This is a genomic window from Nocardioides epinepheli, from assembly GCF_037936805.1.
GTDB lineage: Bacteria > Actinomycetota > Actinomycetes > Propionibacteriales > Nocardioidaceae > Nocardioides.
This window is the reverse complement of sequence record NZ_JBBMMC010000006.1, coordinates 261866-276900: the sequence shown is the minus strand read 5'-3', so window position 1 is coordinate 276900 and position 15035 is coordinate 261866. Positions and strand designations below refer to the sequence as shown.

Below are 15035 nucleotides of genomic sequence, written 5' to 3'. Positions count from 1 at the left end.
CCCGGGTTCGCTGGTTGAGCGGACGCAGGACGGGTTCCCTGACACCGCCGGACTCAGCCACGGGTGGTCTCGGACGTCCCGGGATTTCCCCGGTCGACCGGGGATCTCTGAACTGGGCGGCCGATATTTTGCCCGACAAGTTCATACTTCCCCGGTCGACCGGGGAAATCCCGCCCCGGCCCGCTACTCCGGAATCGTGTCGCCCGGCAGCTCGCTCATCCGGCGCACGAACAGGTCCGAGCGAGGCTGGCTGACGCGCGCGACGCGGGCGGTGGCGGTCAGGACGCTGGTGCCGGAGGCGCCGGCGAGAACCAGGGAGAGATCGAGGGAGCTCAGTTCGGGCAGATCGTTCTGGAGCTGGGCGACCCGGCTGATGAGGTACTCCACCGCCTCGACGTCGACCGGCTCGGTGCCGCGGTAGCCGAAGAGCAGCGGGGAGCTCTTCATCTCGCGCACCATGGCCGACACGTCGCGCTCGCTCAGCGGCGGGATCCGGTAGGAGCGGTCGGCGAGCAGGTCGATGATCGGGCCGGAGATGCCGAAGGAGACCACCGGGCCGAACAGGGGGTCCTCCAGGCTGCGGATGGAGACCGGCACGCCCGGAGGGGCGTTCTTCTGGACGACGAAGCCGGCCCGGTCGGGGTCGCGGATCAGCTCGCACAGCGCGTCCCAGGCCTGCCGCATCTCCGAGGGAGAGTCGATGTTGCGCCACACGTGCGCGAGGTCGGGGCGTTCGCGCAGGCCCTCGGAGGTCGCCTTGAGGACGACGTCCCAGCCGAGCTTGCGGCCCACCGACTGCGCCTTGCGGACCGAGGAGACCGGGTAGGAGGGCCATACCGCGATGCCGTAGGCCCCGAGCAGCGCCGAGACCTGCTCGGCGTCGAGGTCGCAGCCGTCGGGGTGGGCCGAGAGCGCCTTGTTGACGACGCGCTTGGCGCCCTGGGCGTCGACGTCCTCGGTGGGCTCGACCGGACCGTCGGGGGTGCGCAGCCACACCGAGTACTCGACGACGCTGGCCAGCGCCCGCACCGCCGACTCGACCGCCGGATAGGAGGGCACCGAGCCGCGGCCGGCGGCGGAGCCGGCGACGTCGGGGACCCGCAGCAGCTCCGGGACGCCCTCGGCGCCGAGGAAGGAGGAGACCAGCGGCTTGTCGGACTGCTCCCCCACCGCCGCGAGCACGTTGGCGACCTCCTCGCCGGAGATGTTGAGCGGCGGGATGTAGACGGCGATCACCGAGTCGACCTCGGGGTCGTCGATGACGTCGTCGAGGGCGTCCTCGAAGTCCTCGGCGGTGGGCTCGGCGCTCAACGTGACCGAGCGGGTGACCAGCAGCCCGACGGCGGCCGCGGCGTCGGAGGCCAGCAGGCCCAGCGCGTCGGAGTTGCCGACGATCGCGACCCGCCGCCCCCGCGGCAGCGGCTGGTGGGCCAGCAGCTGGGCGACGTCGAACATCTCCTCCAGCGTGTCGACCTGGATGATCCCGGCCTGCCGGAACATGGCGTCGAGGGCCTCTGCCGGGGCGGCGATGCGCCGTACGGCGTGGCCCATCGGCACACCCTGCGTGGTGCGGCCCGAGCGGACCGCGATGACCGGCTTGCGCTGGGAGACCCGGCGCGCGATGCGGGAGAACTTGCGCGGGTTACCGATCGACTCCAGGTAGAGCAGTACGACCTCGGTGGGGTCGTCCTCCTCCCAGTACTGCAGGAGGTCGTTGCCGGACACGTCGGCCCGGTTCCCGGCCGAGACGAACGTCGTCAGGCCGAGGCCGCGGTTGTGGACCTTCTCCAAGATCGCCGAGCCCAGGGCGCCGGACTGACAGAAGAACGCCGCCCGTCCGCGCGCGGGCATGACCGGCGACAGCGAGGCGTTCATCGAGACCGACGGGTCGGTGTTGATGACGCCCAGCGCGTTGGGACCGATCAGCCGCAGACCGTAGGAGCGAGAGAGCCCAACCAGGTGTCGCTGCCGCTTGCGGCCCTCCTCGCCGGTCTCGGCGAAGCCCGAGGAGATCACGATCATGCCGTGCACGCCCTTGGCGGCGCAGTCGAGCACGACGTCGGTGACCGAGTCGGCCGGCACCGCGACGATCGCGACGTCGACGTCGTCGGGGATGTCGCCGACGGTCTTGAACGCCGGCAGGCCCGACACCGCGGCGGCGTTGGGGTTCACGGCGTAGACGCGGCCGGTGAAGTCGGCGCTGACCAGGTTGCGCACCAGGACCTGGCCGATGGTGTCCTGGCGGCGGCTGGCGCCGATGACCGCGATCGAGCGCGGGTTGAAGAAGCGCTCGATCGAGGCGGCCTCGGCGCGGTGCTCGCGCCCGCGCATCACACCGATCGAGGTGTCGGTGGGGTCGATCGAGAACTCCAGCGTCATCACGCCGTCCTCGAAGTCGCTGACGACCTTGTAGCCGGCCTCGCGGAAGGTGTGGATCATCCGGCTGTTGTCGGGGAGCACCTCGGCGACGAAGCGGTGGATCCCCCGCTCGCGGGCCGCCTGCGCCAGGTGCTCGAGGAGCAGCTGGGCGATTCCGCGGCCGTGGTGCTGGTCCTCGACGAGGAAGGCGACCTCGGCCTCGCCGGGCGCGACGACGTCGTAGCGGCCCACCGCGATCATCTTGTTCCCGAGGAGCACCACGAGCGCGACCCGCTGGTCGTGGTCGACGTGGGTGAACCGCTCGACGTCGCGGTCGGAGAGCACCGGCATCGGGGAGAAGAACCGGTAGTACTTCGACCGATCGCTCACCCGGGAGTAGAACTCGACCAGCCTCTCGGCGTCGTCGGGCTGCATTGGACGGATCCGTGCCGTCCTGCCGTCGCGCAGCAGAACGTCGGCCTGCCAGTGCTTGGGGGCGACGGGTGCCGCAGTCGAGGGGTCCGCGCTCACGGGGCAAGGCTACCGGGGCGGCGTGGGCCACACCGCACCACGGCGTGCCGCCAAGACCCACGGCGGCCCGGCCGGTGAGAATGGCTCCCATGGCACGTGGCAAGACCAAGCAGGACCTCCCCGACGACTTCGAGGAGCACATCCTCGACATCGACGTCGGCGAGGAGATGCGCAACTCGTTCCTCGAGTACGCCTACTCCGTCATCTACTCCCGGGCGCTGCCCGACGCGCGCGACGGCCTCAAGCCGGTCCAGCGCCGGATCCTCTACACGATGCACGACATGGCGCTGCGGCCCGACCGCGGCCACGTCAAGAGCGCCCGCGTCGTCGGCGAGGTGATGGGACGGCTGCACCCCCACGGCGACGGCGCGATCTACGACGCGCTGGTGCGGATGGCCCAGCCGTGGTCGATGCGGCTGCCCACGATCGACGGCCACGGCAACTTCGGCTCCCCCGACGACCCGCCCGCGGCGATGCGCTACACCGAGTGCCGCATGGACCATCCGGCGGTCGCGATGACGGCCGACATCGACGAGGACACCGTCGACTTCAAGCCCAACTACGACGGCCGCGAGACCGAGCCGTCGGTCCTGCCGGCCGCGATCCCGCACCTGGTCGTCAACGGCACCACCGGCATCGCGGTCGGCATGGCCACCAACTGCGCTCCGCACAACCTGGTCGAGGTGGTGCAGGCGCTCAAGCACCTGATCAAGCATCCCGCCACCGGCGTCGACGGGCTGATGCGCTTCATCCCCGGCCCCGACCTGCCCACCGGCGGCAAGATCGTGGGGCTCGACGGGATCCGCGACGCCTACGAGACCGGGCGCGGCACGTTCAAGATGCGCGCCACGGCGCGGGTGGAGACCGTCGGACGCCGCAAGGCGATCGTGGTCACCGAGCTGCCCTACGGCGTCGGCACCGAGAAGGTCGTCGAGCGGATCAAGACGCTGGTGCAGGGCAAGAAGCTCCAGGGCATCGCCGACCTCAAGGACCTCACCGACCGCGAGAACGGGCTGCGCCTGGTCATCGAGATCAAGAACGGCTTCGTGCCCGAGGCGCTGCTCGAGCAGCTGTACCGGCAGACGGCCATGGAGGACTCCTTCGGCATCAACAACGTCGCCCTGGTCGACGGCCAGCCGCGCACCCTGGGTCTCAAGGAGCTGCTCGAGGTCTTCTTGGACCACCGCTACGACGTCGTCCGCCGCCGCACGCGGTTCCGCCGCGGGAAGAAGGCCGAGCGGCTGCACCTGGTCGAGGGCCTGCTGATCGCGATCCTCGACATCGACGAGGTGATCGCGCTGATCCGCTCCAGCGAGAACGCCGAGGAGGCCCGCACCCGCCTCATGCAGGTCTTCGACCTCACCGAGCCGCAGGCCACCTACATCCTGGAGATGCAGCTGCGCCGCCTTACCCGGTTCTCCACGATCGAGCTGGAGAAGGAGAAGTCCGAGCTCGAGCGCGAGATCGAGCAGCTCGACGCGATCCTCGCCGACGACGACCTGCTGCGGAAGGTGGTCTCCGACGAGCTCAGCGAGGTCGCCAAGACCTTCGGCACCCCGCGCCGCACCGTGCTGCTGGAGTCGGCCGGCACCGCCGTCACGGCCGCCAGCACGCCCCTGGAGGTGGCCGACGACCCGTGCTTCGCCCTGCTGTCCTCCAGCGGCCTCCTGGCGCGCACGACCGGCACCGACCTGGCCGAGGTGCCCGAGGGCGACAGCGACGACCCAGGCCCGCGGGCCAACCACGACGTCGTCGTCTCGGCGGTCGCCACCACCGTGCGCGGCGAGGTGGGCGTGCTCACCTCCGCCGGGCGACTGGTGCGCCTCGGCGTGCTCGAGCTCCCCGCCCTGCCGCCCAGTGCTCACGACCCCAACCTCCAGGGCGGCTACCCGCTCAGCGAGGTGCTCTCGCTGGCGCCGGGCGAGCGGGCGCTGGCCCTGTGCTCGCTGACCACCGAGGGTCCCGGTCTGGCGCTCGGCACCCGCGACGGCGTCGTCAAGCGGGTCAACCCCGAGGTGCTCGCACGCGAGGAGTGGGAGGTCATCGGCCTCAAGGACGGCGACGAGGTGGTCGGCGCGGTCGAGCTGCGCACCGGCGAGGAGACGTTGTGCTTCCTCACCTCCGACGCCCAGCTCCTGCACTACTCCGCGGGCCTGGTGCGGCCGCAGGGCCGCGCCGGCGGCGGCATGGCCGGCATCAAGCTCGCCGGCGGCCAGCGGGTCGCGTGGTTCGGAGCCCTCGATCCCGCGCAGCGCTCGGTCGTGGTCACCGCGTCGGGCTCCTCGACCGCGCTGCCGGGCACCGAGCCGGGCTCGGTGAAGGTCACCCCGTTCTCGGAGTACCCCTCCAAGGGCCGAGCCACCGGCGGCGTCCGGGCGCACCGGTTCCTCAAGGGAGAGGACACCCTGGTCCTCGCCTGGGCCGGGGCGGCCCCTCCTCGCGCGGCCGCCGCCAGCGGCGCGCCGGTCGACCTCCCCGCCGCCGAGGGACGCCGCGACGGCTCCGGCACGCCGGGCAGCCAGCCCATCGTCGCGGTCGCCGGGCCGCTGGGTGCCCGGCTGGAGTCCCAGGCTTCACCCGCTGTGGAAGGCTGAGCCGCATGATGCTCGACCGCCGCCTCGCCACGGCTGCACTCGCCCTCGCCCTGGCCGGTTCACTCGCCGCCTGCGGAGGCGACGACAAGGGCTCCGGCGACGGCGACGCCGGAGTCGACCCACAGGAGGCGCTCGCCGCCGCCAAGACCCGGCTCGACGAGACCTCCGGCGTCCGGCTGAGCCTCACCACCGACGGTGAGCCCGACGCCGACTACCTGTCCTCGGCCGAGGGTGTGATCATCGCCGACCCGCCGGCGTTCCAGGGCACCGCAGCCGGCAAGTTCCAGGGCATCCCCGCCAGCGACGTCGACGTCGTCTCCGTGGACGACATCACCTACCTGGCCCTGTTCGGCTCCTTCTCGGAGTTCGAGCTGCCCAAGTGCGTGCCCGACCCGGCCACGCTGCTCGACCCGGACACCGGCATCGCGAGCCTCCTGGCCCTCGCCGAGGACCCCGAGTCCGGCAAGTCGGTGCGCGGCGGTGAGAACAACGACCAGATCGTCACCCCCATCACCGCGACGGTCCCGGGCGAGGCGGTCAAGAACATCCTCCCGTGCGCGCCGGGCGCCACCTTCGAGGCGACCTTCACCATCGACGACGAGGACGCACTCACCTCGGCCGAGCTCACCGGCGAGTTCTTCTCCGGCACCGGTGACCTCACCTACGAGATCACCATCGACGCCTACGACGTCGAGCAGGAGATCAGCAAGCCGTGAGCGAGAGCCGGGCCCCGGCCCTGGACCATCGTTCGCGCGCCCTGCTCGTCTTCTGCTCGATCGCGGTGGCCTTCGCCGCGGTCGACACCTACGTGGTGGTGCTGGCGCTGCCCGACATGATGGCCTCGGCGTCGGTGAGCGTCGACCAGCTCCAGAAGGCGGCCCCCATCGTCTCCGGGTTCCTGCTCGGCTACGTCGCGATGCTGCCGCTGATCGGCCGGATCGCCGACCTGCGCGGCCCGGTCCCGGTGCTCGCGGCCTCGCTCGCGGCGTTCTCGGTCGGATCCCTGATCACCGCGGTGTCCTACGACCTCACGAGCATGGTCGTCGGCCGGTTCTTGCAGGGGCTCGGCGGAGGTGGGCTGGTGCCGGCGACCATGGCGCTGGTCGCCGCGCTCTATCCGGTCGAGCGCCGCGGCCTGCCGCTGGGGGTGGTGTCCGCGGTCCAGGAGTTCGGCAGCGTCCTCGGACCGCTCTTCGGTGCCCTCGTGCTCTCCCTCACCTCGTGGCGCGGCATCTTCGCGATCAACCTCGCCGCCGGCGTCCTGCTCTACGTCGTCGTCAAGGCGTTGTGGCGCTCCGAGCCCGCGGACACGCCGGACGCCGAGCACGCGAGCGACGGCGCCCCAGAGGCCCGACGACGAAACGCCCGGCCCCGCCTTCCCGACCTGATCGGCGCGGCCGCCCTCCTCCTCGCCTGCGGCTTCGCCTGGATCACCATCCATCCACCCCAGTCGCTCTACACCGACCTGACCTACGGCGAGTGGTGGGTGCCGGTGGTCGACGGCGGCGGCCGGTGGCTGGTGCCGGTCGGCCTGATCGCGATCGGCGCGTTCGCGGTGTTCTGCCTGCGCTGCGTCTTCGCGCGACGTCCGCTGGTCGACGTGCGCTCGTGGGTGCGCAGCATGCTGGACGCCGACCTGGTCGGCGCCACGCTCCTGGCGGTCGCGCTTGGCGGGATCGTGCTGGCCTTCGCGACCGCCGACCCGCAGGTCGCGGTCTTCTCTCCGCAGGGCCCGTGGTTCCTCGCCGGGTCCGCGCTCGCGCTGGTCGCCTTCGTGGTCCACCTGCGGCGGGCCGAGACTCCGCTCATCCCGCGTGGCGCGCTGGCCGCGATGCCGGCCTGGGGCGCCCTCCTGGTGAGCCTGCTGGTCGGCTGGGCACTGATCGCGGCGCTGGTCGACATCCCGCTCCTCGCACGCACCCAGCGGGGCCGCACCCAGCTCGACGCCGCGCTGTACCTGCTCCGGTTCCTGGTCGCCCTGCCGGTCGGCGCGGTCGTCGGCGGCTGGCTGGTGCGCCGGATGCCGGCCGGAGTCATCACCGCGGTCGGGATGCTCGCCGCGGCGGCCGCCTTCCAGATCATGTCGGGCTGGGACGCCGGCAGCCTGGCGCACGCGAGCAGCAACCTGGTCCTCGTCCTCGGTGGTATCGGCTTCGGACTCGCCCTGGCTCCGGTGAACGCCGCGATCCTGGCCACCACCCGCGCCGACGTGCACGGGGTGGCCAGCGCGCTGGTCGTCTCGGCCCGGATGATCGGCATGCTCGTCGGGGTCTCGGTGCTCACGACCTGGGGACTCCGACAGCTCGCCCGCGCCATCGAGAAGGACCCGTCGCTGCGCGAGGACATCCGCGGCGCCGCGGTCTTCCAGGAGCAGGCGGTGTTCCAGGGGGCGGCTCTGGTCGCGCTGCTCGCCGCGGTGCTCGCACTCGTGGTGTTCCGAGGCGCGCCCACCCGCGGCGTCGTGGGATCGGGTCTGCGGGCACCGGCCTGATCGGCTAGTTTTCGACGGTGCCCGAGACCTCCGACTTCTCCGACCTGCTGGCCGCCAACCGCGCCTTCGCCGCCGAGTTCGACTTCGGCGGCTTCGACGGCATCGCCCGTGCAGGCGTCGCGATCGTGACCTGCATGGACTCCCGCATCGAGCCGCTGGGCATGCTCGGCCTGCAGCCCGGCGACGCCAAGATCCTGCGCAACCCGGGCGGCCGCGTCGACCACTCCGCGCTCGAGGCACTGGTTCTCGGCGTCCACCTGCTGCAGGTCGACCGCATCCTGGTGGTCCCCCACACCCGCTGTGCGGTCGCCTCGAGCACGGTCGCCGAGATCCACGACGCGGTCGCCGCCTCCGCCGGCGACGTCGGCTCCTGGCAGCCCATGCACATCGTCGAGGACCAGCTCGCGGCCTTGCGGGACGACGTCGCCTCGGTGCGCGCGCACCCTCTCATCGGCGCCGACGTGCAGGTGGGCGGTTTCCTCTACGACGTCGACTCCGGCCTGATGACCCAGCACTGCTGAGCCGCGCCGGCTGATCGCGATGGAACACCAGTTCCTGCTCATCGCCGGGGCCGGCCTGGCGATCATGATCGTCGCCTCGGTGTCCTCGCGACGCACCGGCGTGGCCGCGCCGCTCCTGCTGGTCGCGCTCGGCATCGGCGCCAGCTACCTGCCCGGCGCCCCGACGGTCCACCTCGAACCCGAGTTCGTGCTGGCCGGCGTGCTCCCGCCGCTGCTGTACTCCGCGGCCGTCAACCTCCCGGTGATCGACTTCCGCCGCAACCTCCGGCTCATCGGCTGGCTCTCGGTGGTCATGGTGATCGCCTCGGCGGTGGTGATCGGCGCGGTGGTGCACCTGATCTTCCCGAGCATCTCGTTCCCGCTCGGTGTCGCGCTGGGCGCCGTGGTCGCACCGACCGACGCCGTGGCGGCCACGGCGATCGGACGCCGGGTCGGCCTGCCGCCGCGCCTGATGACGGTCCTGGAGGGCGAGAGCCTGGTCAACGACGCCTCGGCGCTCGTGGTGCTCCGTACGGCGCTGGCGGCTCTGGCCGCCACCGGCGACTTCTCCCTCGGCCGGACCGTGCTGGAGTTCGGCTGGGCGGTCCTCGGCGCCGTAGCCATCGGCGGCGCGGTAGGTCTTCTCACCGTGCTGCTCCGCCAGCGCCTCGACGATCCGGTCCTGAATGCGACGATCTCGCTGGCGACGCCCTTCTTGGCCTACTTCCCGGCCGAGGAGCTCGACGTGTCCGGCGTGCTCGCCGTCGTGGTGGCCGGACTGCTGAGCGGGGCGATGGGCGGACGCCGGTTCAGCGCTCGCGACCGCCAGACGCAGACCATCACCTGGTCGACGATCAGCTTCATCCTCGAGAGCGCCGTGTTCCTCGCGATGGGCTACCAGCTCCCCGAGCTGTTGAACTCGGCCGGGGCCGAGACCACCGCCGCCGAGATCACCGCGCTGGTCGGCGTCGTCGTCGCCCTGCTCGTCGCGCTGCGGTTCCTCGGCCTCGCCTGGCCGGCTCTGTCGAGTCGCTACGGCAAGGGCAACCGGGGAGAGCGCCGACGCTCCCGGCTCGACCAGTTCGAGGAGCGGGTGGAGTCGCTGGACAGTGCCGACGACCGCGACGAGGCCCAGCTCGCCTGGGCCCGCCGCAGACTGGCTCGCGGCAAGGCCGATCTCGCGTTCGAGGAGCGCGAGCCGATCACCGCCAAGGGCACCTTGGCGCTGGCCTGGGCGGGGATGCGCGGTGTCGTCACGGTCGCGGCGGCGCAGACGATCCCGGTCGGCACACCGCACCGGGCGACCGTCGTCCTCGCGGCGTTCCTGGTCGCCCTGATCACCCTCGGCCTGTTCGGCCTCACGTTGCCCGCGGTGATCTCGCGGCTGGACTTCCGCACCGTCAGCGCCGAGGAGCGGCGCAACTCCTTCCGGGCGCTCCTTCGCCAGATCGGCGAGCACGCGATCGACGAGCTCGGCCCGCTGGAGGAGCAGACCGTCGACGGCGAGCCGGTCGACCCCGCCCTGGCCGAGGCCCTGCGCGAGACGATCCTGCCGCGGCTCCTCACCGACGTCCGCGAGGTGCGCCGCCCGCGCCACGACGCGCTCGAGCAGAGCCGCATCCTCCAGCGCCGCTACCTCGACGCACTGCGCGAGGCGCTCGCCGACGAGCGCCGGATCGGCGCCTACCGCTCCGACACCTACAAGCGGGTCGAGGCGCTGCTCGACGCCCACGAGCAGCGGATCGTGCGGGAGTAGGGCGCCCGGGCAGTCAGCCCGACTCACCCGTGGCCTGGCGGACCAGGCCCGAGAGCAGGAGGTCGAGGCCGGCGGTGAACTGGTCGGCGTCGTCGTGGGTGCGGAACTCCTCGGCCATCGAGTGGATCCAGGCGAACTCGACGGGGTCGTTGGCCAGCCAGCCCTCGACGATCTCCCCGAGCTGCTCGGGCTTGGAGCGCTCGCGGTCGGCCTGGAGGTCCTGGGCGGCCATCTGGGCCGCCACGCCCGCGACGTAGCCGCTGACCGCGGTGCTGCCGTCGAACTGCTGGCGCGCGGTGAGCCCCATCGCGGCCAGGGCGCGGCCGATCCGCTCCCAGTAGCGCAGCGAGTTCGGCGAACCGGCTCCCTGCACCTGCAGCTGCAGCGCGAGCCAGGGGTGCTGCTGGGTCTGGTCGAACAGCGCCAGGGCGATCCGGCGGACGTCGGCCGCCGCGCGCTCGACGTCCGTGCCGCCGCCCTGCGCCGCGGTGGGGTCGGATTCGGCCCGGGCGAGTGCCGCTCCGACGAGGGAGTCGCAGGCCAGCTCCAGGAGCTCGTCCTTGCCCGCGACGTACCAGTAGATGCTGCCGAGTCCCCCGCCCAGCTCCTGAGCCAGGCCGCGCAGGGTGAGCCCGCGGATGCCGTCTCGGTCGAGGATCGTCACGGCCGTGGCGAGGATCTGCTCCAGCGAGAGCGTCGCGCGGGCCGGTTTGGAGCTGGGCGAGCGATGGCGAGGTGGCGTCATGGCGCACCCAGGCTACCGGTTCGGCGCGCCGCGCGATTGACATTCTCGAACATCGTTCTATTCTCGAACCATGTTCGATCGAACGTCGTTCGAGCCTCGCCTTAGCCAGGAGACCGCCATGACCGCCACTCCGAACACCACCCCGCGTACCGACCCCCAGGTCCCACCGGACCGCACGCAACCACCGAAGCCCGCGACCCTGCGTGCCGCGGCACCCGCCCTGCTCGCCCTGTGCCTGGCGATGCTGGTCGAGATGGTCGACAACTCGATCCTCACCGTCGCCCTGCCGACCATCGGCCGCGACCTCGCCGTCGGCCCTACCGGCCTGCAGTGGATCGTCGGCGCCTACTCCCTCACCTTCGGTGGCCTGCTGATGATCGGCGGCACCCTGGGAGACACCCTCGGCCGCCGCTGGGTGCTGCTGTGGGGCCTGGCCGGCTTCGGGCTCAGCTCACTGCTGGTCGTCTTCGCCCAGACCGAGTGGCAGGTCATCGCCATCCGGGCCCTGTGCGGCGTCTTCGCGGCCCTGATGGCGCCCGGCACCATGTCGCTGGTCTTCCGGCTCTTCGAGGACGCCGCGCTGCGACGTCGCGCCATCGGGCTGATCGTGAGCGTCGCGATGATCGGCGTCGCGATCGGCCCCGCGCTGGGCGGCCTGGCCGTCGAGCACATGGCCTGGCAGTGGCTCATGGTCGCCAGCGCCCCGGCGGCCGCCCTGGCGTTCTGGGGCGTGTGGCGCGGCATCGAGGCCGACTCCCCCGCCGACCTGCGTCCCGGCCGGGCCGACCTCCCGGGTGCCGCGCTCTCGGTCGCGGCCATCGCCGGCGGCATGTTCGCCTTCACCCTGGCCGTCGACGACGGCTGGCTGGCCTGGCAGACGCTGCTGGCCGCCGTCCTGAGCGTCGCCGCCGGGCTGGCCTTTGTCGCCCGCGAGCGACGCGCCCGCTTCCCGATGCTCGACCTGCGCATGTTCGCCCGCCCCACGGTGCGCGGGTCGGCGATCCTGCAGACCGCCGTGATGGTCGCGATGGTCGGCGTCGGCTTCGCCAGCACCCAGTTGTTCCAGTACGCGTGGGGCTGGAGCCCGATGGCCTCGGGTCTCGGCACCCTGCCGCTCGTGGCCGGCATGTTCGTCGCCGGCCCGCTCACCGACGCCGTCGTGGATCGCCTCGGCCATCGGCACACCGCCGTCATCGGCTGCGGCCTGCTGATCTCCTCGCTGCTGCTCCTGATCGCCTCCATGTCGACCTACCTCGGCTTCGCGACCGGCCTGTTCGTCCTCGCCCTCGGGATGCGCCTGGTCATGACCACCTGCGCGGTGGCGCTCATCGAGGCCCTCCCCGACGACCACACCTCGCTCGGCTCGGCCCTCAACGACACCGCCCAGGAGCTCGGCAACGCCGTCGGAGTGGCCGTCATCGGCACCGTGACCGCAGCGGTGATGGGGACCGCCCTCCCCGCCGGCCGCTGGAGCCAGTCGGTCACCGAGCAGTTCCTGCACAGCCAGCGGATCGGCTTCGCCGTCCTCGCCGCCCTGGTCGCCGCGATCACCATCGTCGGGACCCACACCCTGACCGACTCGCGCACCAGCGACGAGCACCAGCAACCCGAGGTCGCCGGAGGTTGAGCAAGCGGGACGGGCGAGGAACGAGCCCGACCCGCGCCGACGAAACCTCGTGACCGTCCTCGGGGACGTTGGCAGCGCCGGTTGCCGGGGTTTCGTCTGCGCTCGCTGGCGCTCGCTTGCTCAACCTCCGGCGGCGGGAGTCTCCTCGAGGCTGAGCGAGCCGGCCAGCGCACGAGTCAGGCGTCGAGCATCTCCACGTCGACCTCGTAGGCGCCCTGCACGATGAACTCCTTGCGCGGGGCGACCTCGGAGCCCATCAGGAGCTCGAAGACGTTGGCGGCCAGGTCGGCGTCGTCGACGGTGAGCTTGCGCAGGGTGCGGTGCCGCGGGTCCATGGTGGTCTCGGCCAGCTGGTCGGCGTCCATCTCGCCGAGGCCCTTGTAGCGCTGCACCGGGTCCTTCCAGCGGATGTTCTTCTTCTTCAGCTCCGCCAGCTTCCGCTGCAGCTCGTCGTCGGAGTAGGTGTAGACGTACTTGTCCTGGCCCTTACGCGGGTTGGAGATCTCGATGCGGTGCAGCGGCGGCACGGCGGTGTAGACGCGTCCGGTGGTGATCAGCTCGGGCATGTACTTGAAGAACAGCGTGGCCAGCAGGCAACGGATGTGGGCGCCGTCGGAGTCGGCGTCGGCCATGAAGATGATCCGGCCGTAGCGGGCCGCGTCGAGGTCGAAGGTCCGGCCCGACCCGGCGCCGACCACCTGGATGATCGCGGCGCACTCGGCGTTCTTGAGCATGTCGCCGACCGAGGCCTTCTGGACGTTGAGGATCTTGCCGCGGATCGGCAGCAGCGCCTGGAACTCGGAGTTGCGGGCGAGCTTGGCGGTGCCGAGCGCCGAGTCGCCCTCGACGATGAACAGCTCGGTGCGCTCGGCGTCGGAGGAGCGGCAGTCGGCCAGCTTGGCCGGCAGCGAGGAGGACTCCAGCGCGTTCTTGCGGCGCTGGGTCTCCTTGTGCTGGCGCGCGGCGATGCGGGTCTTGGCGGCGCCGTAGACCTTGTCCATCAGCGGCCGCGCCTGACGCTTGTCGGCCGCCTTGGTGGAGGTGAGGAACGCGGTGAGCTCGCGCGCCACGATCTTGCGGACCTCCGAGCGCACGGCGGGCGTGCCGAGGATCTCCTTGGTCTGGCCCTCGAACTGGGGCTCTGCCTGGCGCACCGTGACGACGCCGGTCAGTCCCTCGAGGATGTCGGACTTCTCGACGTCGGCGTCGCTGACCTTGAGCACCTTGCTGGCTCGCATGGCGTCGTTGAACGGCTTGACCAGCGCCGCCTCGAAGCCGGCTACGTGCGTGCCGCCCTTGGGCGTGGCGATCACGTTGACGAACGAGCGCAGCTCGGTGTCGTAGCCGGTGCCCCAGCGCACCGCGATGTCGACGCCGAGGTCGCGCTCGACGTCCTGGGGGGTCATGTGGCCGGCGTCGTCGAGCAGCGGGACGGTCTCGGTGAACGAGCCGGAGCCCTGGATGCGCAGCACCTCGGTGACCGGCTCGCCCTTGCTGAGGAACTCGGTGAACTCCGCGATGCCGCCGTCGTGGCGGAAGCTCTCCTCGACGGGCTCCTCGCCGCGCAGGTCGCGGATGACCAGCTCGAGGCCGGGCACGATGAACGAGGTCTGGCGCGCGCGCCCCAGGAGGCCGTCAAGCTCGAAGGTGGCGTCCTTGGTGAAGATGCGCCGGTCGGGCCAGAAGCGGATCCGGGTGCCGGAGGTGCCCTTGGCCACGCGCTTGCCCTTGCGGCTCATCCCGCTGCCGGGGGTGAACCCGGCCTCGGGCCCCGGGCCGTCGAAGGTGCCCGCGATGCCGTGCCGGAAGCTGATGCCCTGCACCGAGGGCGAGCGCTCGACGTCGATGTCCATCCGCGCCGACAGCGCGTTGACCACCGAGAGGCCGACGCCGTGCAGGCCGCCGGTGGCGACATAGGAGCCGCCACCGAACTTGCCACCGGCGTGCAGCTTGGTGGCGACCACCTCGACGCCGGGGAGCCCGGTCTTGGGCTCCTTGTCGACCGGGATGCCGCGGCCGTCGTCGTGCACCTCGGCCGAGCCGTCGGCGTGCAGCGTGACCTCGACCCGGCGGGCCTGGTCGGCCAGCGCCTCGTCGACGCCGTTGTCGATGATCTCCCACAGGCAGTGCATCAGGCCGCGGGTGTCGGTGGAGCCGATGTACATGCCGGGGCGCTTGCGGACCGCCTCCAGGCCCTCGAGGACGAGCAGGTGGGCGGCGTTGTAGGTGTTGTCGGCGATCGTGGGGCTCCTGGGAACGGGCAGGTGATTCCGGCGGCCCACGCCGAGCGCGACGGGGCGGGCACCCACCGAATCTACCCGCGACACGCCGGAGGCCGGTGCAGGCACGCCTGTGTGCGCAGGGACACGATGGCACCCAGATCACGTCCTGGATTTCCCGGTTCCGGCACCTGAGCGGCGCCCCGAGGTCACA

General features: G+C 71.8%; 9 protein-coding genes. 6 read left to right on the top strand and 3 right to left on the bottom strand.

The annotated features are described in order from the left end of the window. Positions 1-183: 183 nt before the first annotated feature. Positions 184-2889: a bifunctional acetate--CoA ligase family protein/GNAT family N-acetyltransferase gene (locus tag WMR31_RS10725; protein ID WP_340538805.1), complete on the bottom strand. Its 2706-nt coding sequence runs from the start codon at positions 2887-2889 to the stop codon at positions 184-186. A gap of 89 nt (positions 2890-2978) precedes the next feature. Between WMR31_RS10725 and WMR31_RS10720 the strand changes: the two genes are divergently transcribed. The 5 genes from WMR31_RS10720 to WMR31_RS10700 are packed head-to-tail and all read left to right on the top strand — an operon-like array spanning position 2979 to position 10230. Continuing rightward, positions 2979-5483: a DNA gyrase/topoisomerase IV subunit A gene (locus tag WMR31_RS10720; RefSeq protein WP_340538804.1), complete on the top strand. Its 2505-nt coding sequence runs from the start codon at positions 2979-2981 to the stop codon at positions 5481-5483. 5 nt (positions 5484-5488) lie between these two features. Next, on the top strand, positions 5489-6199 hold the full coding sequence (locus tag WMR31_RS10715) for an LppX_LprAFG lipoprotein (RefSeq protein WP_340538803.1): 711 nt from the start codon (positions 5489-5491) through the stop codon (positions 6197-6199). After that, positions 6196-7974 carry an MFS transporter gene (locus tag WMR31_RS10710; RefSeq protein WP_340538802.1) on the top strand — a complete coding sequence of 593 codons (1779 nt, stop codon included), beginning with the start codon at positions 6196-6198 and terminating at the stop codon, positions 7972-7974. Before WMR31_RS10715 ends, WMR31_RS10710 begins: the two co-directional genes overlap by 4 nt. A gap of 17 nt (positions 7975-7991) precedes the next feature. Next, positions 7992-8495, top strand: a complete 504-nt coding sequence (locus WMR31_RS10705) for a beta-class carbonic anhydrase (protein WP_340538801.1) — start codon at positions 7992-7994, stop codon at positions 8493-8495. A gap of 19 nt (positions 8496-8514) precedes the next feature. Then, complete coding sequence (locus tag WMR31_RS10700; RefSeq protein ID WP_340538800.1) at positions 8515-10230, top strand: cation:proton antiporter; 1716 nt, start codon at positions 8515-8517, stop codon at positions 10228-10230. A 13-nt stretch (positions 10231-10243) separates the two neighbouring features. On the opposite strand, the gene WMR31_RS10695 is transcribed toward WMR31_RS10700, so the two are convergent. Continuing rightward, positions 10244-10975: a TetR/AcrR family transcriptional regulator C-terminal domain-containing protein gene (locus tag WMR31_RS10695; RefSeq protein WP_340538799.1), complete on the bottom strand. Its 732-nt coding sequence runs from the start codon at positions 10973-10975 to the stop codon at positions 10244-10246. A gap of 118 nt (positions 10976-11093) precedes the next feature. On the opposite strand from WMR31_RS10695, the gene WMR31_RS10690 reads away from it, so the two are divergent. Then, a complete protein-coding gene (locus WMR31_RS10690) occupies positions 11094-12602 on the top strand; it encodes an MFS transporter (RefSeq protein WP_340538798.1) in 1509 nt (502 codons plus the stop codon). Between the two features lie 176 nt (positions 12603-12778). On the opposite strand, the gene WMR31_RS10685 is transcribed toward WMR31_RS10690, so the two are convergent. Further along, positions 12779-14884: a DNA gyrase/topoisomerase IV subunit B gene (locus WMR31_RS10685; RefSeq protein ID WP_510182518.1), complete on the bottom strand. Its 2106-nt coding sequence runs from the start codon at positions 14882-14884 to the stop codon at positions 12779-12781. Between the last annotated feature and the right edge of the window lie 151 nt (positions 14885-15035).

Coding starts and splice junctions, on each gene's coding strand:
- WMR31_RS10720 (WP_340538804.1), top strand. CDS start 2,979: ATGGCACGTGGCAAGACCAAGCAGGACCTCCCCGACGACTTCGAGGAG.
- WMR31_RS10715 (WP_340538803.1), top strand. CDS start 5,489: ATGATGCTCGACCGCCGCCTCGCCACGGCTGCACTCGCCCTCGCCCTG.
- WMR31_RS10700 (WP_340538800.1), top strand. CDS start 8,515: ATGGAACACCAGTTCCTGCTCATCGCCGGGGCCGGCCTGGCGATCATG.
- WMR31_RS10695 (WP_340538799.1), bottom strand. CDS start 10,975: ATGACGCCACCTCGCCATCGCTCGCCCAGCTCCAAACCGGCCCGCGCG.
- WMR31_RS10690 (WP_340538798.1), top strand. CDS start 11,094: ATGACCGCCACTCCGAACACCACCCCGCGTACCGACCCCCAGGTCCCA.